This window comes from Methylomagnum ishizawai, from assembly GCF_900155475.1.
Taxonomy (GTDB): Bacteria; Pseudomonadota; Gammaproteobacteria; order Methylococcales; family Methylococcaceae; genus Methylomagnum; species Methylomagnum ishizawai_A.
In genome coordinates, this window is sequence record NZ_FXAM01000001.1 from 3,251,917 (window position 1) to 3,272,387 (window position 20,471).

Annotated in this window: 24 protein-coding genes and 1 tRNA gene; 16 read left to right on the forward strand and 9 right to left on the reverse strand. The window is 64.1% G+C overall.

Annotation, left to right across the window (positions count from 1 at the left end; genetic code table 11):
* Positions 1-3 precede the first annotated feature (3 nt).
* From B9N93_RS26995 to B9N93_RS14450, 4 genes are read right to left on the reverse strand one after another with little or no spacing between them, the layout of a single operon-like run.
* Positions 4-1,185 carry a DNA cytosine methyltransferase gene (locus tag B9N93_RS26995; protein WP_085214812.1) on the reverse strand — a complete coding sequence of 394 codons (1,182 nt, stop codon included), beginning with the start codon at positions 1,183-1,185 and terminating at the stop codon, positions 4-6.
* On the reverse strand, positions 1,185-1,634 hold the full coding sequence (locus B9N93_RS14440) for a recombination protein NinB (protein WP_085214813.1): 450 nt from the start codon (positions 1,632-1,634) through the stop codon (positions 1,185-1,187). The genes B9N93_RS26995 and B9N93_RS14440 overlap by 1 nt, the downstream gene beginning before the upstream one ends.
* A 2-nt stretch (positions 1,635-1,636) precedes the next feature.
* Positions 1,637-2,962, reverse strand: a complete 1,326-nt coding sequence (locus B9N93_RS14445; RefSeq protein ID WP_085214815.1) for a DnaB-like helicase C-terminal domain-containing protein — start codon at positions 2,960-2,962, stop codon at positions 1,637-1,639.
* A gap of 3 nt (positions 2,963-2,965) precedes the next feature.
* Positions 2,966-3,310, reverse strand: coding sequence for a hypothetical protein (locus B9N93_RS14450; RefSeq protein ID WP_085214817.1), 345 nt, complete (start codon positions 3,308-3,310; stop codon positions 2,966-2,968).
* 59 nt (positions 3,311-3,369) lie between these two features.
* Between B9N93_RS14450 and B9N93_RS14455 the strand changes: the two genes are divergently transcribed.
* The gene (locus B9N93_RS14455) at positions 3,370-5,025 is read left to right on the forward strand and encodes an IS1634 family transposase (RefSeq protein WP_085214819.1); all 1,656 of its coding nucleotides are present in this window, start codon (positions 3,370-3,372) and stop codon (positions 5,023-5,025) included.
* On the opposite strand, the gene B9N93_RS24785 is transcribed toward B9N93_RS14455, so the two are convergent.
* The 4 genes from B9N93_RS24785 to B9N93_RS14470 form a co-directional block, all read right to left on the reverse strand.
* Positions 4,952-5,452 carry a hypothetical protein gene (locus tag B9N93_RS24785; protein WP_125468994.1) on the reverse strand — a complete coding sequence of 167 codons (501 nt, stop codon included), beginning with the start codon at positions 5,450-5,452 and terminating at the stop codon, positions 4,952-4,954. The two genes, B9N93_RS14455 and B9N93_RS24785, sit on opposite strands and share 74 nt — an antisense overlap.
* A complete protein-coding gene (locus B9N93_RS14460) occupies positions 5,449-5,697 on the reverse strand; it encodes a hypothetical protein (RefSeq protein ID WP_085214821.1) in 249 nt (82 codons plus the stop codon). Before B9N93_RS14460 ends, B9N93_RS24785 begins: the two co-directional genes overlap by 4 nt.
* 259 nt (positions 5,698-5,956) lie before the next feature.
* Entirely contained in the window at positions 5,957-6,139 is a 183-nt protein-coding gene (locus B9N93_RS14465; RefSeq protein ID WP_085214823.1) for a hypothetical protein, read from the reverse strand.
* 81 nt (positions 6,140-6,220) lie between these two features.
* Entirely contained in the window at positions 6,221-6,583 is a 363-nt protein-coding gene (locus tag B9N93_RS14470; protein ID WP_085214825.1) for a transcriptional regulator, read from the reverse strand.
* 85 nt (positions 6,584-6,668) lie between these two features.
* On the opposite strand from B9N93_RS14470, the gene B9N93_RS14475 reads away from it, so the two are divergent.
* The 14 genes from B9N93_RS14475 to B9N93_RS14545 all read left to right on the forward strand — a co-directional run bounded on the left by B9N93_RS14475 (position 6,669) and on the right by B9N93_RS14545 (position 18,712).
* The gene (locus B9N93_RS14475; RefSeq protein ID WP_085214827.1) at positions 6,669-7,040 is read left to right on the forward strand and encodes a helix-turn-helix domain-containing protein; all 372 of its coding nucleotides are present in this window, start codon (positions 6,669-6,671) and stop codon (positions 7,038-7,040) included.
* Positions 7,041-7,546: 506 nt separating this feature from the next.
* Positions 7,547-7,801, forward strand: a complete 255-nt coding sequence (locus B9N93_RS24790; protein ID WP_125468995.1) for a hypothetical protein — start codon at positions 7,547-7,549, stop codon at positions 7,799-7,801.
* A 627-nt stretch (positions 7,802-8,428) separates the two neighbouring features.
* Positions 8,429-8,707, forward strand: a complete 279-nt coding sequence (locus B9N93_RS24795) for a hypothetical protein (protein ID WP_125468996.1) — start codon at positions 8,429-8,431, stop codon at positions 8,705-8,707.
* A gap of 396 nt (positions 8,708-9,103) precedes the next feature.
* On the forward strand, positions 9,104-10,813 hold the full coding sequence (locus tag B9N93_RS14485; protein WP_085214831.1) for a hypothetical protein: 1,710 nt from the start codon (positions 9,104-9,106) through the stop codon (positions 10,811-10,813).
* A gap of 83 nt (positions 10,814-10,896) precedes the next feature.
* Positions 10,897-11,313 carry a hypothetical protein gene (locus B9N93_RS14490; protein ID WP_125468997.1) on the forward strand — a complete coding sequence of 139 codons (417 nt, stop codon included), beginning with the start codon at positions 10,897-10,899 and terminating at the stop codon, positions 11,311-11,313.
* Positions 11,310-11,510 carry a hypothetical protein gene (locus B9N93_RS14495; RefSeq protein ID WP_085214835.1) on the forward strand — a complete coding sequence of 67 codons (201 nt, stop codon included), beginning with the start codon at positions 11,310-11,312 and terminating at the stop codon, positions 11,508-11,510. Before B9N93_RS14490 ends, B9N93_RS14495 begins: the two co-directional genes overlap by 4 nt.
* 496 nt (positions 11,511-12,006) lie before the next feature.
* Positions 12,007-12,501: a siphovirus Gp157 family protein gene (locus tag B9N93_RS14505; protein ID WP_085214839.1), complete on the forward strand. Its 495-nt coding sequence runs from the start codon at positions 12,007-12,009 to the stop codon at positions 12,499-12,501.
* Between the two features lie 59 nt (positions 12,502-12,560).
* A complete protein-coding gene (locus B9N93_RS14510; RefSeq protein ID WP_085214841.1) occupies positions 12,561-13,529 on the forward strand; it encodes an ATP-binding protein in 969 nt (322 codons plus the stop codon).
* A complete protein-coding gene (locus tag B9N93_RS14515; protein WP_085214843.1) occupies positions 13,526-13,978 on the forward strand; it encodes a zinc-finger-containing protein in 453 nt (150 codons plus the stop codon). The genes B9N93_RS14510 and B9N93_RS14515 overlap by 4 nt, the downstream gene beginning before the upstream one ends.
* A complete protein-coding gene (locus tag B9N93_RS14520) occupies positions 13,975-14,577 on the forward strand; it encodes a hypothetical protein (protein WP_085214845.1) in 603 nt (200 codons plus the stop codon). Before B9N93_RS14515 ends, B9N93_RS14520 begins: the two co-directional genes overlap by 4 nt.
* A 303-nt stretch (positions 14,578-14,880) precedes the next feature.
* Positions 14,881-15,546 (forward strand): Rha family transcriptional regulator, encoded by a 666-nt coding sequence (locus tag B9N93_RS14525; protein ID WP_125468998.1) that lies wholly within the window; start codon positions 14,881-14,883, stop codon positions 15,544-15,546.
* Positions 15,547-15,594: 48 nt separating this feature from the next.
* Positions 15,595-16,878, forward strand: coding sequence for a hypothetical protein (locus tag B9N93_RS14530; RefSeq protein WP_085214850.1), 1,284 nt, complete (start codon positions 15,595-15,597; stop codon positions 16,876-16,878).
* 3 nt (positions 16,879-16,881) lie between these two features.
* Positions 16,882-17,352 (forward strand): DUF488 family protein, encoded by a 471-nt coding sequence (locus B9N93_RS14535; protein ID WP_085214852.1) that lies wholly within the window; start codon positions 16,882-16,884, stop codon positions 17,350-17,352.
* A 283-nt stretch (positions 17,353-17,635) separates the two neighbouring features.
* Positions 17,636-18,712 (forward strand): tyrosine-type recombinase/integrase, encoded by a 1,077-nt coding sequence (locus B9N93_RS14545; protein ID WP_085214854.1) that lies wholly within the window; start codon positions 17,636-17,638, stop codon positions 18,710-18,712.
* Positions 18,713-18,786: 74 nt separating this feature from the next.
* On the opposite strand, the gene B9N93_RS14550 is transcribed toward B9N93_RS14545, so the two are convergent.
* Positions 18,787-18,861, reverse strand: a tRNA-Val gene (locus B9N93_RS14550).
* Between the two features lie 223 nt (positions 18,862-19,084).
* On the opposite strand from B9N93_RS14550, the gene B9N93_RS14555 reads away from it, so the two are divergent.
* The gene (locus tag B9N93_RS14555) at positions 19,085-20,269 is read left to right on the forward strand and encodes a ribonucleotide-diphosphate reductase subunit beta (RefSeq protein ID WP_085214856.1); all 1,185 of its coding nucleotides are present in this window, start codon (positions 19,085-19,087) and stop codon (positions 20,267-20,269) included.
* Positions 20,270-20,471: the final 202 nt, after the last annotated feature.

Genomic DNA, 20,471 nt, shown 5'->3' on the forward strand with positions numbered 1-20,471 from the left:
ATGTCAAGGTTTCGAGGTGGCGTGGCCCTTGCGCCGGGCCATGGGGCGCGGTGCCTCGGCTGGGCGCCCCATCGCCTCCACCGCCTGGATGCGCTCGCCGATCCAGCGCATGACGGGCACGGCCATGGCGTTCCCCAGCGCCTTGTAGCGCGGGCCGTCGGCAGCGGGTTTGCCCCGGTAGGGGACGCGGGTGTAGTCGTCGGGGAAGCCCTGTAGGCGCTCGCACTCGCGGGGCGTGAGTCGGCGCACGCCGGTCCCGGCCAGGAGGTTCCGCTCGCCGCCCCGGCCGCCGCCGTCCGGCGCGAGCAGGGCCGGGTGGAGGTCGCCCATGATTTCCAGGCAACGGCCCGCCTTCCGGCCCCGCTCCTGGAAGGCCAGCACGTGGGAGGCCGGATCGGTGCCCGTGGTCAGCGCGTCCACCCGGTCCCCGGTATCCCAGGCTCCGCAATTCGGCGAGGTGCGGTAGGCCACCAACCCGCCGTCCAGGTCGAAGTCGGTGCCGAGTCCGCCGCCCCCCCTGGCACGGGCCGACAGGGTCGGGGCGATCATGCCGGGGGCGGTTCCGGCCCCGCGGCCGCGGCCAGCGCTTGCCTCAAGGGTTCCGGCAACGCCTTCCCCCGGTTCGCGGCGCGGCGGAGGATGCCCCGACAGGCCGTGGCGCTCAAAAAGTACCGCCGCGGCACGCCGCCAGTCTCCAAGACGGCCGACAACGAACACACGGCGGCGGCGCTGGGGAACTCCGAAGTATTGAGCGTCAAGAACCCGGTAGGCGAACCCATACCCGAGTTCCGCCAGCATCCCGAGGAAGGTGCCAAAATCCCGTCCTTGGCCGCTCGACAGGACGCCGGGGACGTTCTCCCACACCAGCCAGCGGGGGCGGTATTGGCGAGCAACCGCACCGTAGGCCAGCATGAGTTGACCACGCGGATCGTCCAGGCCCGCTCGGAGGCCGGCGACGGAGAAGGATTGGCAGGGGGTTCCCCCCACAAGGACATCTGGTCGGGCATCGGGCCACTCCTGGAATCGGGTCATGTCGCCCCGGTTGGGGATGGTTGGATAGTGGTGGGCCAGCACGGCGCACGGGAAGGGTTCGATCTCGGCATAGGCCAGCGCCTCCCAGCCCAGCGGGAGCCAAGCGGCCGACGCGGCCTCGATGCCGGAACACACGGAAAGGAACGTCGCCATCAGAAGGACACCTCCGTGTAGTCGCCGTCGTAGACATTCGGGGCGTCGAGCATGGGCGGGGGCGGAACCTCCCAGGAAAAGACCGCGCCCCGCTCGGCGGCGAAGGCGTGCATGAGTTCCATGAGGTCGCCCATTTCCCGCCGGGTCATCCTGCTCGTGTGCTGGCCGACGACGACGAAGCCGCCGTCGATGCCGGGCACCACCTTCTCGCGCTTGAGGGCGGCGGTGAACACGTCCTTCCAGTTTTCCGCCGTCAGCCATTCGCCATGCCAACACACCTGCCGGGAGATTTCGGTCAACATGGCCCACATCCGGGCGTTCTGTTCCAGGGTGCGGGCCGGGGGCTTGATTTCCACCGTCCAGCCGTCGGGGGCGGTTTTGACCGCCTCCAGGGCGCGGGAACGCGCCGGGTGGGGCGCGGCCCGCATGACGAACAAGGCGCGGCCCATGGCTACCACCCCCCGTAGACGACGTTGGAAGCCGTGGCGGGCGCGTCCGTGCCCGACCACCGCATGGTGTCCTGGTCGAACCGGGCGGACACGGTGGCGAGCGGCCCGTGGCGGTTCTTCTCGATGATGATCTCGGCCTCGTGGGGCGGGGCCGACTGCTCGTAGACGCCGCGCCGGAAGAGGAACAGGATTTGATCCGCCTCCGACTCGATCTCCCCGCAATCCCGCAAGTCGGCCATGGCGGGGCGCTTGCCGGGCCGGTCCTCGCACTTGCGGTTGACGGCGGCGAGGCACACCACCGGGATGTTCAGGTCGCGGGCGAGGTTCTTGAGGGCTTTCGTGTTGTCGCCGATGGCGTAGTTGATCGAATCGAACTCCCGGTCGTTGCGGAGCCGTTGCAGGTAGTCCACGAACAGGACCGACAGTCCGCCGCCCAGCATCCAGGCGCGGGCCTGGAGGGCGATGTCGGCCCCGGTGCATTGGGGCCGGTCGAACACCAGCAGCGGCAGCCCGGCGATTTGCCCGGTGGCCCCGGCGATGCGCCCGAAATCGGCCTGTCCCAGGTCGCCCCGGCGCAGGCGGTCGCCGGAGATGCCGGTCGCGTGGGACACCATGCGCAGGCCCAGTTCCTCGGCGCTCATCTCGGCGCTGACGATCCCGGCCCGGTGCCCGGCCTGGGCGAGGTGGATCGCCACCCCGAGCATGAACGCGGTCTTCCCCATGCCGGGCCTGCCGCCCACGATGGTCAGGTCGCCGGGGTGCAGCCCGCCGGTGCCCTGGTCGAGGTTGGATATCCCCGTGGGCAGGCCGCGGGGCTTGCCCGACCGGCGGCACTGGTCGATCTCCTCGACCCGGTCCACCACGCCGGCCATGATCTGCCCGGCGGTGTGGTTCCATTTCCGCACCGGGGCGTCCAGGTCGGCCAGCCGCAGCATGAGCCGCCCGCGGACCTTGTCGGGGGACTGGGTGGCGTCGCCCAGGGCTTCGTGGGCGGTCTCCAGCAGTTCCAGGGTCTTCGTCCGGCGCGATTCCTCCTTGAGCGCCGCCGCCCAGACGGGCAGCAGGGACTCGACGCCGACGCAGTCCTTGTACAAGCCCGCCACGGTCGCCAAGTTCAGCGCCAGTTCGCCGTGGAGCTTCCCCGAGGCCTCGACCACCGCGAAGATGTCGGAGCGCCCGGCGTGCGCCAGCACCTCCCCCAGGGCGTGGAACACGTTGCGGGCGATCCAATCCGAGAAGTCGGACAGTTCCAGGCCGGTTTCCAGGCGGGCCTTGGGGTATTGCAGGAACAGGCCGGCGATCTGCTGTTCGAGGTGTGTCCGGTCCATGGCTCACCACCGGTTCCGCGAGGAGGCCCGGAATTCTTCCTTGGGCGGTTGTGGCTGGCCCTTGTCGGCCTTCATCGGGAACAGGCCGGTCCAGCCGTTGCCGATGGACTGGTCGATGACCTTCACCGGGTCGTGGCCCTGCTGGCGCAGTTCGTCGAGTTTCTGGATGGCCTTGCTTTCGGCCAGGGGCGTGAGGGGGCTGCGGATTTCCTTCCGGTGCTGGCGGAATTCGGCCCATGCGGCTTGGGGTAGCCAGGCAGGGAGTTCGATGGGTTGATCGGGGGGGTTCCGTTTCTTGCCCGAAGGGGGTGGGGGGATATCTCTCTGCGTAGTCTCTGTAGCCGTCATTCCGCACCCATGATTCCGCACCCATGCCCTACACTTTGGCCTTTTCTGAGTGAGGGAGCATGACTTCGACGGTTTCGATCCCGGCGGCGGGTGAAGGAGGTGCCGCCGACTATGCCGTCCAGGACCTCGATCACCTGGGCTTGGTGGCGGGGATGGTCGATGAACTGGGGTTGGTGGAACTGATCGACCGCCTGGTTCCGCAGGACCATGGACAGCGCAAGCTGTCGGTGGGCGTGTTGGTGAAGGCGATGATCCTGAACGGCCTGGGGTTCGTGCAGAGGACGCTGTACCTGATGCCCCGGTTTTTCCAGGACAAGCCGGTGGAACGGCTGCTGGGGCCGGGCGTCCTCGCGGAGCACCTGAACGACGACGCGTTGGGCCGCGCCCTGGACGCCATCCACCGGTACGGCCCCACGGAACTGTTCGCCGCGCTGGCGGCGCAGGCGGTGAAGCGGCTGGGCTTGGCGTGCCGGACGGGGCACCTGGACGCGACCAGCCTGCACACCGACGGCCAGCCCAAGGGTGGGGAGGAGCCGGAAGTCGTCCGCGTCACCCAGGGGTACAGCCGCGACCACCGGCCGGATTTGAACCAGGTGGTGGCGCAGTTCATCTGCGAGAACGAAGCCGGGATTCCCTTGCTCATGAAGGCGCTCGGCGGGAACAGCAGCGACCAGGCCGACTTCCGCCAGACGGTGTCGGCCCATGTTGGGCAATTGCGGACCGACGTGGGGCTGGAATATCTGGTGGCCGACAGCGCGCTCTACACCGGGGAAACCCTGCGGGAATTGGACGGCTTCGGCTGGATCAGCCGGGTGCCGGAGACCGTCGGCCTGGCGCGCGAGTTGACCCTGGCGGTGGCGGGCGACCTGGCGCGGAGCCCGGAGGAACTGGCCTTCCGGAGCCTGTGCGTTACGCATGGCGGCATCCGGCAGCGTTGGCTGGTCGTGCATACCCAGGCCGCCCGCCACCGCGCGGGGAAGGCCTTGGGCAAACGGCACCTGGCCCAGGGCGAGGCCGAGTGGAAAGCCTTCGACCGGCTCCAAAGGACCCCCTTCGCCTGCGCGGCGGACGCCGAAGCCGCTTTGTGCGCCTTCCGCAAGCAGCACAAGCTCACCTCGGTCCACGACGCCCAGGTCCTCGCCCGTCCCCGCTACGCCAAGCAGGGGCGTCCCGCCCAGGGCCAGCCACCGGACGCCCACCAATACTTCGTCCAAGGGGGCCTGGCTTCCCGGATCGATCTCCACCGCCAGGCGCTGGACCGCAAAAGCTGCTTCATCGTCGCCACCAACGAACTGGACGGCCAGGCGCTCCCCGACGGCCGGGTCATCGACCTCTACAAAAAGGGCCAACAGAAGGTCGAGCGTGGATTCCGTTTTTTGAAGGACCCACTCTTTCTTGCCTCCACGCTGTTCCTGAAATCGCCCCGCCGCCTGATGGCTTTGCTCATGGTGATGACCCTGTGCTTGCTGATCTACGCCGCCATCGAATGGCGGATCCGCCAGACCCTGCAAATCAGCCAGCGATCCTTCCCCGACCAGAAGGGCCAGGCCACTCAGTGCCCCACCGCACGCTGGGTCTTCCAGTACTTTTCCGGCATCCGCCTGCTCAAAGTCATGGACTCCCAAACCCTCGTTCTTGGCCTCAACCTCCACCACAGGACAATCCTCGACCTGCTCGGCAACCGCTACGCCGAGCTATATGCCAATTCAGCGTGAAGGGGTGCGGAAAGACGGCTGTAGTAGTCTCTGTTTCCTTTAAATGTTGGCGACTTTTCTGCCTACCTGTTGGCAGGTTTCCCGCCTCAGTGTTGGCAGGTTTCCCGCCAACTTGTTGGCACAGCAACGCTTCCAGCCGGGCCACGTTTGCCCGGTAGTACATCCGGGCCGGAAGCCCCCGGAGTTCCTCTTGCAGCAAGTCCAGGCTTTTGAGCTTCGCCCTGGCCGTCTCTTGCTCGGTGCGGGACAGGCCGGTTTCCTCGGTCCATTCCTCGCGGCTCTTGAAAAACCATTCATCGGTTTCCTGGGTACGCTTCTGCCAGTACAGCGCCTGGGAAAGCATGAGGCTGGCGGTAATCGAGCCGGTTATGGTGACGAAGCACCGATGGAAGGCTATTGGCCGGTCCAGGTATTCGAGGATACTCATGGCCGCCCCCCGTCCATGGTTATCCCGACCACGGTCAAATCCCCCAATACCCGGATCGTCACCGGCCCGGCCAGGACGATTTCGCGGGCGGATGGCAGCAGCACCGCGCCCCATTTCCGGCAATCCGGGCAGACCCCATCGACGATGGCGGATTCCGGGTAATGGCTTTCGCACCAGTGGCACCGGGCTATGCCGGGCGGCGGGGTCGATTCCCCGCCCTTGATTTCCGTCGTTTTCGCCTTCATACTATTATCACCTTGAGTTTTAGCCCCGGCTGGATACCCTCCTACCGGGGCTTTTTTTTCGCCCCCGTCGGCAACGGGGGATCGGCGCAAGCCCTTGGTGTCGCCACATCCGCCGGGGTTTCCATCGGCCCGGATTCCTCCAGGCATCGCCGCCTCAATTCCCCGGCCTTCTCGTTCGGCGGAAGGTTTTTAATCCCTAAAAACTCTTGTTCATCTTCCGTGAGCGAGAAAACGAATTCAGGCATTGATAAACCCTTCGTTAAGCCGCTTCTTTCTGCGACGATGCGTCGGCGAGCAATCCGATCTTCTGGTACAGGTACAGCGCCAGCGGCAGTTTCGCCGCCTTCGCCTTCGCTTCCAGTTCCGCGTATTCCGATGCGGTGAAATTCACGCGGACCGAATAGTCACGGAGTTCGGATTTCGCTTTGTGTGGCCTCGCCATGGAGTTCCTGTATGGCCTGGGGTTGAAGAAACCGCCGGGCCGAGACCCGGCGCGGGTTGTTTCCCGGAGGGGAAACGGTGTTCATGCGGCCCGCTCGACGACTTCACCGCTTCCTGCGGTCGGGGCGGTCCTTCGGGTCGTGCTGCCGCCTGCCTCCCCGGTTTTTGGGCTGGCGGCGTTCCGGGGGGTTGTTCGTCGGTCCTCGGGCGGTGGATCGAATTCAGACGGCGGGGGCCACAGATCAGGACGCAGCTCGTGGCGAGTGACCGCGCCATCGGTGGCTATCTCGATCTGAATGGCTCGCTCGGCGGGTAGGCACTTTGTGAGGTACAGCCACCTATGAATGTGCTGCTGCTTGACCTTTCCACCAATACGCCGAGCTAGTTCCTTTTGGGAGCCAACAACGGCGATTGCCTTTTCGATGATTGTGTTTTTGGTGTTCATGGGCGTCAGCGTACAATAAAAATTGTACGACGGTCAACCATGGAAGTTGTTTGAACAAAAACAATCGCGGTTGTAGCCTTCGCGTATGAACCTTTCAGAACGAATCAAGATGGCCCGCGAATACGTAGGGCTAGATCAGAAGGGGCTTGCCGAGAAGGTGGGCATTTCCCAGCAAATGGTTTCGCGCTTAGAAACTGGCAAGGCGGACGGTTCGTCACACTTGATCAGGATTGCCCAGGTTTGCAGGGTCAACCCATTTTGGCTATATGACGAAAGCTACGAGATGGTGGATGAAAAATCTCTAACGGAAGAAGAGCAAAGACATTTACAACTATTTCGGGAAGCAAGTCCAAAGACGAGGCGGGCTGTTGAAAATGTTTATGAAATCGAAAAGCAAGATATAAGTCCGGGCCAAACTCGGACCAACAATAACGGCCCACAGGAACGGGCAGCCTAAATCCTGCCAAATTCGTCACTGTTTTTTCTGTGAAGTATTTACGTTGACAAATCGATAAAACCGCTTCACATGAGCAAAAGAACAGCCTGGTAGGATGGGCCGGTATTCCCGGCCCACCTTGATGTTCCGGGGGCGGTGGTGTGCTAATTGGATTAGACGACAAAAGGTGTCTAATCCCCGTTAGGCCATGGAATAGCGGGTTCTGGTTAAGCCGGAAGGTGTTTTCAAGGCTGGAATTTGAACTCCGGGAATCGGGATTCCGGCGTGGTTCCCGGTTTCGGGAAAAGCGAATCGCGGATTTCCGCAAGTTCGGTTTCAAGCCGGAGCTTTGGGAATGGCGGAACCGGAAAGCCCGCACTCCGTAGCGGGCCTAACAAGTCGCTCAAGGGGGACGCGGGGCAAAGGACATATCTCCGAATCGACTGCGGAGCGCCGCGCCCCTTAGCTTTTTCGTTAGGCCTCACAAAACTAATATCGTGGCACTCCCAAAATCACATCACCTCTCATTGAGCGAACTCACGGAAGTGCTGGCTGCACTCCCGCAAGATGAGGCGATCACCATTGAGCGTGTCCGTCCTCACAACAAGAGCGAGATTCGTAGCGCAGAGCAAATCAGCCCGGTGGAGCTCAAACGCCAATTGCTTCTCGCTCACGAGGAGGAGCATCTGCCAGGTGGAGATTGGGAGGTTGTTATCAGCGCACTGGGCAAAAGGCTCATCGCACACCACGATGGCGTGTTTTGGCTTGAGCCTCTGACCTGAGCAAACTGAATGAGTAGGAATTGAGTCACATGGCCACCAAGCATCACTCCACAAACATCCAGGCAATAGCTTGTTGTTTGCCCTTCCACTCCGCGCCCCAGCCTAACTGTCGGTTCAACGCGGACGCCAACACTGGCCATGCCTTCGGCATTTTCATGGCCAGTGTTGGTGCCCTGCGCGCTTCGCGCTCCGGCGCCGGTTAACCTGGGCGTTAGGCCATGGAATAACGAATTCTGGTGGAGCCGGAAAGTGTTTCCAAGGCTGGAACCGGGATTCCGGTTGGGTTCGCGGAATTCCGAACCGGCGAGGTTTCCGAGAATCGACAGGTTCGGTTTCAAACCGGAGTTTCTGGCATGGCGGAACGGGAAAGTCCGCGCTCCGTAGTGGGCCTAACAAGCCGCTCAAGGGGGACGCGGGGCCAAGGACGTATCTCAGAATTGGCTGTGGAGCGCCGCGCCCCTTAGCTTTCTAGTTAGGCGGTGGGCGTTGCTCTTTTGTATCGGCAACAGGGAGACGAAAACATAACCTTCCATTGTCGTCAGGTATTTCTACGCATAAGCCGATAGCAATGAGTTCATCTTTAGCTTGTGTAATTGCGTTCATATGTATTTCTCGTTGGGTATAAATATGGCCTATTTGTCTGCAAAAGAAATCAAGCAACTCAAGGGCACGTCTTTAGAATCGCGAGTTCTTTATATATTTGTTATGCGTTCAAGAATGTCAACCGATGGCACCTCTTCGTTTCAAGATGAAGATGAAATTGCTACAGAGCTTGCTCAATTCTTTGAAGAAGATAATCCCACAAAGGTTAACGTGGAGGCTATCTCAAGGAGGCTCAGTGAAATGCAAGCTGCCGGGATATTAAGCCCCACCGATGTGCGAAAAATCCGTAGCCTTTTGTTATGACCCGGCGGCAAACCCAATCCGCGCAGGGCGGAACCGGAAAGTCCGTTCTCCGTAGCCAGCCTAACAAGTCATTCAAGTGGGACGGGACGCGGACTCAAGGGCATTTCTCCGAATCAACCTCGGAGCGCCGCGCCCCTTAATTTTGTCGTTAGGCGGCTGCTTCTTAACATCAAGATCGCTCATTCCTAAATAGTTGTGTCGCCCCGCCAGGGACACCAGCCCGCCCCGAGCGGGCTTTTTCATGCCCCAAGCCCGGCCAGTCCGGGCTTTTTTGTGGGCACGGGAAAGTGAACAACTTTTATTGTTGACGATAAAACAACTTTAATTGTACAGTACCCCCAAGCCCCACCCAACCGGGGCACCCTCCCAAAGAACAACCCCACCCAGGAGCGCACCATGAGCATCAGCGTTTCCCGCGACGAAACCGGCGAAGGCAAAAAGCCCTACGTCATCACGCAGGACGGGAACCCCGTTCTGGACCGGGGCGGTCGCCCCCGCCGCTTCAGCAGCCTGCCGCTGGCCTGGAATGCCGCCAGCAGGATCAAGCCCAAGCCCAAGCCCAAGCCCGCCCCCCAGGAAGCGGCCCAGGCCCAAATCCCGGCGTCCACCCGCCCCTACGGCTGCATCGACCCCAATGACAGGCTGACCCATGCTGATTTGAAGCGCATCGGCGTCAAATACAACCCCGTTACCGGGCTGCCACCGGAGGAGGTGGAAGCCGCCTATGCGGCCAGGGCCGAAGCCCGCGCCCACGCCGAACAGCCCCAAGCCACCCCCCAGGACGGACCCGGAGCGGAACTGCGCAGACAGGCGGCGGAACTGCGGTGCAGCGCGGGCTACGCCGACGATTACCGCGCCTACCGCGCCGACCTGGACGCGGCGGAGAAATTGGAAGCCCGCGCCCGGCAATTGGAAATGCAGGCCGCGGCGACGGCCCCCACCGAACCCGACCCCGACACCGGAGCGCAGCCCATGACCCCCAACACCGCCCCCGCCCCCCTGGATACCGTCCCAACCGAACCGGCCCAGGCACCGGCACCCGCCGGCATGACCTTCGCGCAAAGCGAACAACTCGCCGCCCTCCAACTGGCCGCGCACATCGACGAAATCGAAACCTACGAAGGGTTCGAGCTATTCATCCGCGGCTACTTCACCCAGGGCACCTACAACCTGCTCAAGTACACCAACACCCTGCGGACCCTCTGGGACGCGCGGCATCCCCAGCGCCCGCAACCGGCCCCGCAAGCCCCGACCGCAGCCGCCCCCGAGGATTCCGGCGAGATGGCCGGTATCCGCAAGGCGCTGAACATCATCAAGCGCGGCGACCCGACGCCCGAAGCCCCGGTCGATGAAGCGAAGGCCGACCCGGCCCCGGCCCACAGCAAGGCCCGCTGGCACGAAGGTTTCGCCGATGGCGACGCCGGGCGCGGGCCGGTCCACGAGGTGGCCGACTACCGTTCCGGCTGGAACCACGGCGCGGTGTGCCGGGCGCAACGCGAAGCCGCCGAGGGCCGCGCAAGGCTTGGCTTGTCCGACCCGGATGCCGGGGGCGAACCGGAAGCGCCCGCCGACGGGGAAAAGGATGCGCCGGAAGATTCCAGCGCCGCGCCGGTAGGGGAACCGGCGCAGGATTCCGGCATGGAAGCCATCGAAACCGAAACCGGGGCGGGCGCTCCCGCCCCGGCCCTGCCGACCTACGGCGCGTTGCTGGCCGAGTACCACCTGCTGGCCCGCGCGGTCGCCCAGCTTTCCGACCGGCTCGCCGCCGCCGAATCCATCATTGAGGCATTGCGCGGCCAAGCCCCCGCCCGGCCCGCCGCGCCGCCCGCCCCCAAACCCGCCACCCCCCGCGCCACCGTGACCGACGAGGACTCCGCCCCCTACAAGCGCGGTTTCGCCGCCGCGCAGAAGGGCGGCAAGGCCGACGCCGAATGGTTCAAGGGCTACGGGCTGGGCACCGCCGACAAGGCCGAAGGCCGCGCCTCCCGCGAGGCCGAAATGGCCGGCCGCTCGATCCGTTCCGGCTACGTGGCCGGGTTCACCGGGGCCAACGAAACCACCAACGCCCGCTGGGTGGCCGGGTACGAGGCCGGCCTCCGGGGTTGACCCGAACGCTCCGGGCGACCGCCCGAAGTGCGCTCCCTTGGGCGGGGCGACCCCCCGCCCTTTTTTCCCCAGGAGGAACGACCATGGCAACCCCATTCATGCACCGGGCCGAATTGGCCCTGATGACCGAGTACACGATGCGCGGGCCGGATGGCTTGCCACGCGGCCAGCAAGCGCAATTCGAGGAAGCCCAGGCCCACTACCGGGCGGGCATGACCATCGCCGCGGCCCTGGCCCAACTGCCCCAGGACGAAGCCGACGAGTTCAAGGCCCGCCTCGACAAGGCCGTCGATGCGGTGGCCGACACCGACGAAGCGGACGCCGATTGGCCGTTCGTGCTGGGAAGCCTCAAGGCCACCCTCGACAACCTCAAGCTGCGGGCGGCGGGCCTCCTGGCCCAGGCCGACATCGACCGGGCCATGGAGGCGGTACGGGAGGAAATGGCGTTCGACCGGACGCTGGCGGAAGCGGCGGCAGGACACGGGAGGAAGGCGGCATGAGCGTTTCCGCGCGATTCAAGCTGTGGCTGTGCCGGCAACGCCTCAAGACCGCCGAGGCGGAATACGAGGGTGCCCGCCGCCAAGCCCTGCGCTGGGAACTCAAGGCCCACGAACTGGAAACCACCCTCTGGAACGCCAGACGGATCGTGGCCGGGGTGGAAACCGAAATCATGGCGGAGAGGAGGGCGGCGCGATGAACCGCACCTACCGCAGGCGGATCACCCGCCCCGAGCGGCCAATGGTCCGCAAAACCTTTTGGAGATAGCCGGCATACCGGCGATTAAACCCCATTCTTTGGAGAAGTCACGTGGATTTGCCAGTGAATTACAACGACCTTTCCCCGGCGGATCGAAAAACGGTCCGCCAGGAATATATACGGATACAAGGGGGGCTTTGCCACTTTTGCAAAGCGCCACTTGCCGGGCCGGCTTCAGGTGAAGTGATGGGACGCCACATCAAACAAGGGCTTTTCCCCAAGGACTTTTTCAAGTGGCCTATCCATCTTCATCATAACCATGATACCGGCATGACCATAGGTGCCGTACATTGCCATTGCAACGCGGTGCTTTGGCAGTATCACGGGGAATAACGCCCCCCATATCGTGGCAAGCCCAACAACACGGAACAACCCGCGCAAACCATCCAGGAATCCACCGGCAGGGACGCCGCCCCCATCATTTTCGAGGAACCCCCATGAAGCTCTACGAAATCGAAAGAAGCTACCTCCACGCCCTGGACATGTTCACCGACCCCGACAACGACATCCCCCCGAACGTGGTGGCCGACACCCTCGAAGCCATCGAGGGCGAATTCGACGTGAAAGCCGTCAACGTCATCGCCTACGCCCGCCAGTTGGAAGCCGAGGCCGAGGCCATCAAGGATGCCGTCGAAAGGATGGAGCGCCGCCGCAGGGCGCTGGAAACCCGTGCGGGCTGGCTCAAGCACTACGTGAAGACCGGCATGGAAACGCTGGGCAAGGCCAAGATTCCGTGCGCTTGGTTCGTGCTGGCGATCCAGAAGAACCCGGCCAGCGTCGAGGTGTTCGACGAGGCGGCGATCCCCGACGAATACAAAACCACCGTCACGGAAATCCGCATCGACAAATCGGCCCTCAAGAAAGCCCTGGGCGAAGGCTTGGCGGTGGCCGGGGCGGCGCTGAGGAACGGCACCCGGCTGGCGGTCCGCTAGGCCATACGAGTCCGGCAGGGACGCCGCTATCCACCCCTTTCAATCCAGGAGCGCAACCCATGGCACTCAAAGCCATCACCAAGGCGTCGGACACCATCGAGGTGTCCACCACCATCGTCGCCCTCTACGGCCAGCCCGGCACGGGCAAAACCAGCATCGGCGGCACCTCCGCCCACCCCCTGCTGCTCGACTTCGACCGCGGCTCCCACCGCTCCGCCTTCCGGCCCGATACCGTCAAGGTCGAGGCCTGGGCGGACGTGGCCCAGATCGCCAGGGACGACCTCGCCGGCTATTCCACCCTGGTGGTGGACACCGCCGGCCGCGCCCTCGACTTCCTGGCGGCGGCGATGCCCCCCACCGAGGGCAAGACCCAACTCAAGCGCCCGAGCGGCGGGCTGACCCTGCAAGGCTTCGGGCGGCTCAAGGACGACTTCGTGTCCTGGCTGCGCAAGGTCAACACCTTCGGCCTGGACGTCATCCTCATCTGCCACGACAAGGAGGAGAAGGACGGCGACCAGCGCATCGTCCGCCCCGACATCACCGGCGGCTCCTACCACGAGATCGTCAAGGTGGCCGACTTCGTGGGCTACGTCGCCAAGCTGGACGGGCGCAGCACCATCCTCGACTTCAATCCCACCGCCCAATGGATCGGCAAGAACAGCGCCGGCTTCCCGCCCTTGCCGGTGCCCGACTTCGCCACCGACCCCGAGTGGTTCGCCGGGATCATGGCCCGGATGAAGGCCGCGCTGGGCGGCATCGCCCAACGCCAGAAGGAGGCGGTGGACAAGCTGGCCGAATTCCGGGGCCAGATCGAGTTCGCCAAGACCGCCGGGGAACTGGACACCTGGAACGCCCTGATCGAGGAGGCCGCGTCCCTGGGCAAGCCGCTGTCCCTGCAAGCCTGGACCGCGCTCAAGAAAGCCGCCGAGGGGCAAGGGCTGGTGTACGACAGGGACGCCAAGGCGTTCCGGGCCAAGGCCGAGCCAGGGCAAAAAGAAGGCACCCCGGAAGCCAGGGAGGCGGCATGAGCGCCCCGGCGAAGAAAACCCCCTGGAACCCGAGCCGGAAAGCCATGGCGCGGGTTTCCAACCCCCTGCCGGCCCCGGAACAGTGCCCCTATTGCGGCGGACCTGTGCAGATAGTCAACAACGGGGAAATCTACGGGCGCGTGTACGGCGAATGGCCGTGGGCCTACCTCTGCCGCCCGTGCGACGCCTATGTGGGAATGCACCCGTTCACCCATATCCCGCTGGGCACCCTGGCGGACCGGGAGACCCGCGAGGCGCGGAAATCGGCGAAAGCGCCCTTCGAAGCCCTGCACCGGAGCCGCCTGATGGACCGGGACACCGCCTACCGGCTGCTGGCCGAGCGGCTGGGCATCCCCCAGGCCGAGTGCCATTTCGGATGGTTCGACCCGGACCTGTGCGCCAGGGCGAAGCAAGCGGCTGAATCCATCTTGCGGGAGTACCTGCCATGACCCCCACCGCCAAGACCAGCGTGTCCGCCCTGGAAGCGTTCCGCCGGTTCCAGCATGAATCGCTCTCCCAGGAGGAACTGGTGGCGCGGTTGACCACGCCCTACCGGGAGGATTCCGACAACGTGCCTATCCAGCGCGGCATCGATATCCACCGCTACATCGAAACCGGCAACCCCCGGACCATGCAACTGGCCTGGGACATGGAATCCGTGGACGCGGCCATCGGGGAATCCGACCTCGTCGGGGAACACGAGCTTTGGATTTCCGGCCCGCTCGGCGACACCCATGTCCACGCCAAGGCCGACCTCGTGAACGGCCTGGAAATCCGCGACTTCAAGGCCACCGGCCTCCCGTTCAAGGCCGATGACTACGCGGCGTCCTACCAATGGCGCTTGTATCTGGCCCTGACCGGCTGCGAGCGCTTCGTCTACCGGGTCTTCGAGGTCTCCGACGAGACGCCCCACCGGGTCGTCGAGTCCCACACCTTCCCCCTGTATCCCTATCCGGCCCTGTTCGACGACTGCCTCGCCCTGATCGGCGACTTCCGCCTATGGGCGCGGGGCGTCCCGGAAGTGGCCGGAAAGGTTTTCGCGGCATAGAGGGAAGGAACGATGTTGACACCGCGTCTTGACCGGGCCTATGTTATGACCCGCACCCCGGACGCATCCGGGGCCGGGAGTCGAAGCCCGCGAGTCATGATGGCGCACAGCCCCAATTCCAGCGTACCAGGGGACTTTTTATGTCCATGGTACGCCTACCGAGTGCTGACGGGCGGTGCGTGGGCACGCGCAAGCGTGGCCGGTGCCATCATGCCGGTTTTCGACCCCACGCATCGTCCGTCGCCTATCTCTCGTCGAAAAGAGACGCGACGGCTCCAAACCTTACATGATGGAGTCCGTCCCATGTCTACCCAAGACACCGCCCCAGTTGCGCCCATCGTCGCCCTGACCGATGGCGTTCCCACGACCACCACCCTCGCCATCGCCGAAGGCGCGAAGACCGAACACGCCAGCGTCATCAAGCTGGTTCGGACCTACCTTGCCGACCTGGAGGAATTTGGAAGGGTCGCGTTTGAAACGCGATCCCAAGCCAAATCCAATTCTGGATTTGAAATCGCGAATTCCGACAAAGGGTCCGATTTGAAATCCAACCCTTCCGGCGCTGGCCGTCCCACCGAATACGCCCGCCTGAACGAGCAGCAAACCACCCTGCTGTTCACCTACATGAAGAACACCCCCATCGTGCGCGGCTTCAAGCGGCGGTTGGTTCGGGAGTTCTACGACATGGCCCGGTCGCTGCGCGAGACCGCGCCCGTATCCCTCCCGTCCCCCGTCCTATCCCGCATCCTGCTGACCCTCGACGGCGGCAGGGTCGTCAAGTCCGAACCTGTCCCCGACGACGCGCAGGTTTGTTCCATCGCCTACTTCCGGGAATTGGCCGCGCTCAGGGGCTTCCGCCTGATAAGTCCCCGCAACTGGCTGGACGTGTGCGAGGTGCTGGGTATGGTCGGCGACGAACACATGCCCGCCCTGGCCCGGTATGCGACCGGGCGCATGGCCAATCCCTGAGCAACCCCCGCCGCAGGGACGCGGCCCCCATCCACTTCGGAGAACCCCATGTCCGACCTCATCAAAACCCTTTCCACCGGCTCGCCCCTCCAGGAGCCGTTCCACCAAGCCCTGGAAGCCGCCACCCCGGACCAACTCCGGGAAGCGCTCCAGGCCAAGGGCATCAAGGCGGCGAACCGCCGGGCCCTCCAATCAAGGATTTTTTCGCTGGAAATCCGCGAGGCCGAAGAAAAGGACGCCGATACCGAACGGGCCGGGCTTTTCCAGCCCTCGAACGCCACCGAGGGCGATTCCTTCATGGACGCCTTCTGCTTCCGGTGCGGCCAGTGGGGCGCGAAGGGATGCGACATCCAAGGCCGCACCATGGCCTATGGAACCGAAGACCCCGAGTATCCCCGCGAGTGGACCTACGACGCCGTGGGCGACCCGACCTGCACCGCGTTCGTCGCCGCCGGGGCCGTAGCCGGGCAGCCGGTGCGCATCTTCGCCCCGAAGGGCGACGCTTTCGACGCCTTCGTGGCCGATTGGTGCGGTTCATGTTCGCGATACCGGGGCGACAAGTGCCCGATCTACCGCGCCGCCGCCGCCTGCGAGGTGTCGGACCCCGAATACCCGAAGGAATGGCGCTACGACGGCAACAGGCCGGTTTGCACGGCCCATGAACCGGCCCAGGACGGCCAGGGAGCCGAACCCGCGCCGGGCACCAGCGAACCCAAGCCCCAACCGGAACCGGCCCCTGCCGCGCCCCAGGGCTTGCCCACGCCCGAGCAGCTTGTGCAGGAAACCCTGCACGCCATACGGAACAACATCCAGGTGCTGGCGAACCTCGGCTGGACCGATGGCGACATCGCCGCCGCCCTCGCCGACATGATGCCCGGCAAGCGCAAGGTCGAGGCGCTGCGCCGGATCGACAGCCTGCAAAGCGATGAGCGCTTCCCCGCCTCGGTCCTGCTGGGCGAGTTGATCGCCACGTCCACGAAGCAGCTACGGCTGGCGATGGTGCCCTGGAACGCGATGCCCGAGGACAAGCAGAAGGACGTGCTGGGCCGGGTCCGCCAGGACTGCGAGAAGGCGGCCCGGTCCGCCCTGCGCACCTACGCCAGCGAGAACCGCACCAACTTCATGGCCTCCGTGGACGGGGTGGCGTTCAAGCCCAACGGGATCAAGGTCTCCCTCACGGTCGGCAAGAACGAGTACGCCCACCTGCTGGCCGACATGGCCGGCGACGAGGTGTTGATCGTCCTGCCCGAGAACTTCGACATGTACTCCGGCACCGGCTCGGCCATGCGCACCGACCCCGACCAGCGCGAACTGTTCGAGGCGGAGGCTTGAGCCATGGCCGGGAAAACCCTCTACACCGCCGGTTACGGCGCGGGCTGGACGCCCGAGACGCTCGACGCGGCCATGATCGAGCGCGGTGCCGTGCTGGTCGATATTCGCCGCCTCCCCTGGTCCACCCAATCGACCGAATGGACGCGGAGCAGGCTACTCGCCCGCTTCGGCAAAATGCGCTATGCCCACTTCAAGTCATTGGGCAACCTCAGCCGCAAGGGCGACCCGATAGCCCTGGTCGATGCCGACAACGGGATACGGAGCCTCGCGGCCATCCTCAACTGGCCGGGCATCGACGCCATGGTATTGCTGTGCGGCTGCCGGGACGTGCATACCTGCCACCGCAAAGTGGTCGCCGAACTCGCCGCCGAGCGGTTAGGGGACCGCTTCGCTCTCCGCATCGAACACCTGGAACCCACCTTGGCAACGGACCCGGACCACCATCAACGCGGGAAGAATCGCCGGGAACCATAGCCCCGGCTGGACTCACGCCCCGTTTACCGCCCTACCGAACCCAACAATCCTCCATCGAAAGACCAAACGCCATGCCTGAATTCCCACCCCGCTGCCTGCGCAAGTCCCAGGCACCCGCCTACCTGGGGATGTGCCCCCAGACCTTCGACGCCCTGGTGCGCCCCCATGTCACCGAAATACCCATCGGCAACAAAGGCATCGGCTTCGACCGGCTTGAACTGGACGAATGGTTCGACCAGCATAAACGGTGCAACGGGCGGAAAACTGGCAAAGGAGAACAACCATGGGAATCAAACCCTCGCCAGGGCTCCGCAAGCGCGGCGAAGTCTGGCATATCGAAAAGATCTACCGGGGAGTCCGAATTTACGAAAGCACTGGAACAGGCGACCTCGAAGAGGCGGAAAGGCACCTCCGCCGCCGGATCGAGCAAATCCGGGAGGAATCCATCCACGGCACCCGCCGACCCCGTACCTTCGAGGAAGCCGCCACCCGGTTCCTGCTTGAAAACAAGGACCAGCGGGCCATCGACCGGGCCGGATACGCCTTGAAGCGCATCATGCCCCACCTGGGGCGAGTTAACTTGGACCAAATCCACGGGAAAAGCCTGGAACCCTACATCGAAACGAGGCGGGCGGATGGCGTAGCGGCGGGCACAATCACGCGGGAAATCACCGTCGTCCGCCGCATCCTGAGCTTGGCGTCCAGGGTGTGGCGCGACGAACAAGGCCGTCCCTGGCTGGACACCCCTCCGCTGCTGTCCAACGCCAAGGGCGCAGCCAGGAAGCCCAGGCCCATCACCTGGGACGAGCAGGCCCGGCTATTCCGGGAATTGCCCGGCTACCTGGCTGAAATGGCCCTGTTCGCGGTCAACACGGGCTGCCGGCAGGAGGAGATTTGCGCCATGCGGTGGGAATGGGAATGCGAAGTCTCGGGTACCGACCACACCGTGTTCGTGTTGCCGGGCGAGATCACCAAGAACGCGCGGGAACGGATCGTACCGCTCAACGGCGTGGCCCGATCCATCGTCGAGGCGCGGCGCGGGAAGCATCCCGAGCATGTTTTCAGCTACGGGGGACACCGCCTGGACCGCATGACCAACAAGGCGTGGTACAAGGCCAGGGAGGCCGCTGAACTGCCCAGCGTGCGCGTCCACGACCTGCGGCACACCTTCGGGATGCGCCTGCGGGCCGCTGGCGTGTCGTTCGAGGATCGCCAGGATTTGCTGGGCCACCACGCGGGCAGGATCACCACCCACTACAGCCGCGCCGAAATCGCCCGGCTCATCGAGTGCGTGGAAAGGCTGTGCGCCACGGAGGGCGAGAGGAAGCCAGAAATGGCCCTGGTCCGCCGCCGGAAGTGAATCCGGCAAAATTCCGGCAAAATAAAAGCCGGGTTTTAGGCCCGGCTTTTAAGTCTTTGATTCGGAAAGTGAATTGGTGGGCGGTATAGGATTTGAACCTATGACCCCTGCCGTGTGAAAGCAGTGCTCTACCGCTGAGCTAACCGCCCAAGCCATCGACTTGAGCGGCGTAGAATGCCAGTGTATTCCGCTCCTGTCAAGCCCAGATTATGGCAAATCCCATCCCACCCGCCCGCATTGTCCAAACACAAGCCGGGTGGCGGATCGATCCCGCCTCGCCCGATTCCACAAAATTTTCAATATTTTGGGTCAATCCCGATTTAAGGCACAATATATAGATCATCATCCATCCAACCTACAAGGAGACCACCTATGCTGAACTGGGAAGACCCTTTGGCCACCTTCGCCTCCCGGACGCCACCGCCGCCTTTCCCGGTCCCCGTAGCCGAACCCACCCCGGCCCCATACAATCCCCGCCCGGCCCCGGCGGCGGCCGGACCCGGTGGCGCGACCGGACTCGAAAGCATCGAACTAGGGGCCAAGCGCATCCAGGTGGACGACAAGCGCATCATCAATTGCCGCGCCGACCTCAACCAACTCGTGCCATTCAAGTACAAATGGGCTTGGCAGAAATACCTGGATGCCTGCGCCAACCACTGGATGCCGCAGGAAATCAACATGAACGCCGACATCGCCCTCTGGAAAAGCCAGGACAGGCTGACCCCGGACGAGCGCATGATCATCAAGCGCAACCTGGGCTTCTTCTCCACCGCCGATTCCCTGGTGGCGAACAATCTGGTGCTGGCGGTCTACCGCCACATCACCAACCCCGAATGCCGCCAATACCTGCTGCGCCAAGCCTTCGAGGAAGCCCTGCACACCCACGCCTACCAGTACGTGGTGGAATCCCTGGCGATGGACGAGGGCGAGGTCTTCAACATGTACCGGGAGCTGCCCGCCGTGGCCCGCAAGGCCGAATGGGCGTTGCCCTTCACCCGCTCCCTGGGCGATCCCCAGTTCCACACCGGCACGCCCGAAGCCGATCAGCGCCTGCTGCGCGACCTCATCGCCTTCTATGTGATCTTCGAGGGCATCTTCTTCTATGTCGGCTTCACCCAGATATTGTCGATGGGCCGCCGCAACAAGATGACCGGGACCGCCGAGCAGTTCCAGTACATCCTGCGCGACGAATCGATGCACATGAATTTCGGCATCGACGTCATCAACCAGATCAAGCTCGAAAACCCGCACTTGTGGAGCCCATCCTTCCAACAGGAGATGTTGCAAACCATCCGCGAGGCGGTCGAGATCGAAATCCAGTACGCCTACGACACGATGCCGCGCGGCGTCCTCGGGTTGAACGCGCCGATGTTCGAGGACTACCTGAAATTCATCGCCAACCGCCGCTGCGCCCAGATCGGCCTGCCCGAGCAATATCCGGGGGCCGGCAATCCCTTCCCCTGGATGAGCGAAATCCTCGACCTCAAGAAGGAAAAGAACTTCTTCGAGACTCGGGTGACCGAATACCAGACCGGCGGCGCATTGAACTGGGATTGATCCCGGCGCGACACCCTTTCCAGCGGCCCGCAGGTTCCCGGAACCCGCGGGCTTTTTCATGCGCCCTCCCGCCATGGCCCGGCCCGGACCCGGCCACCCGGCTGGGCGACAACGGGTAACACTGTCCCGGAGTTAGATCAATTTCCAAGGACCGTGCAGGTCCACGCGAACAATAATATTTGCAGGCGAAGCGCCGGAAATC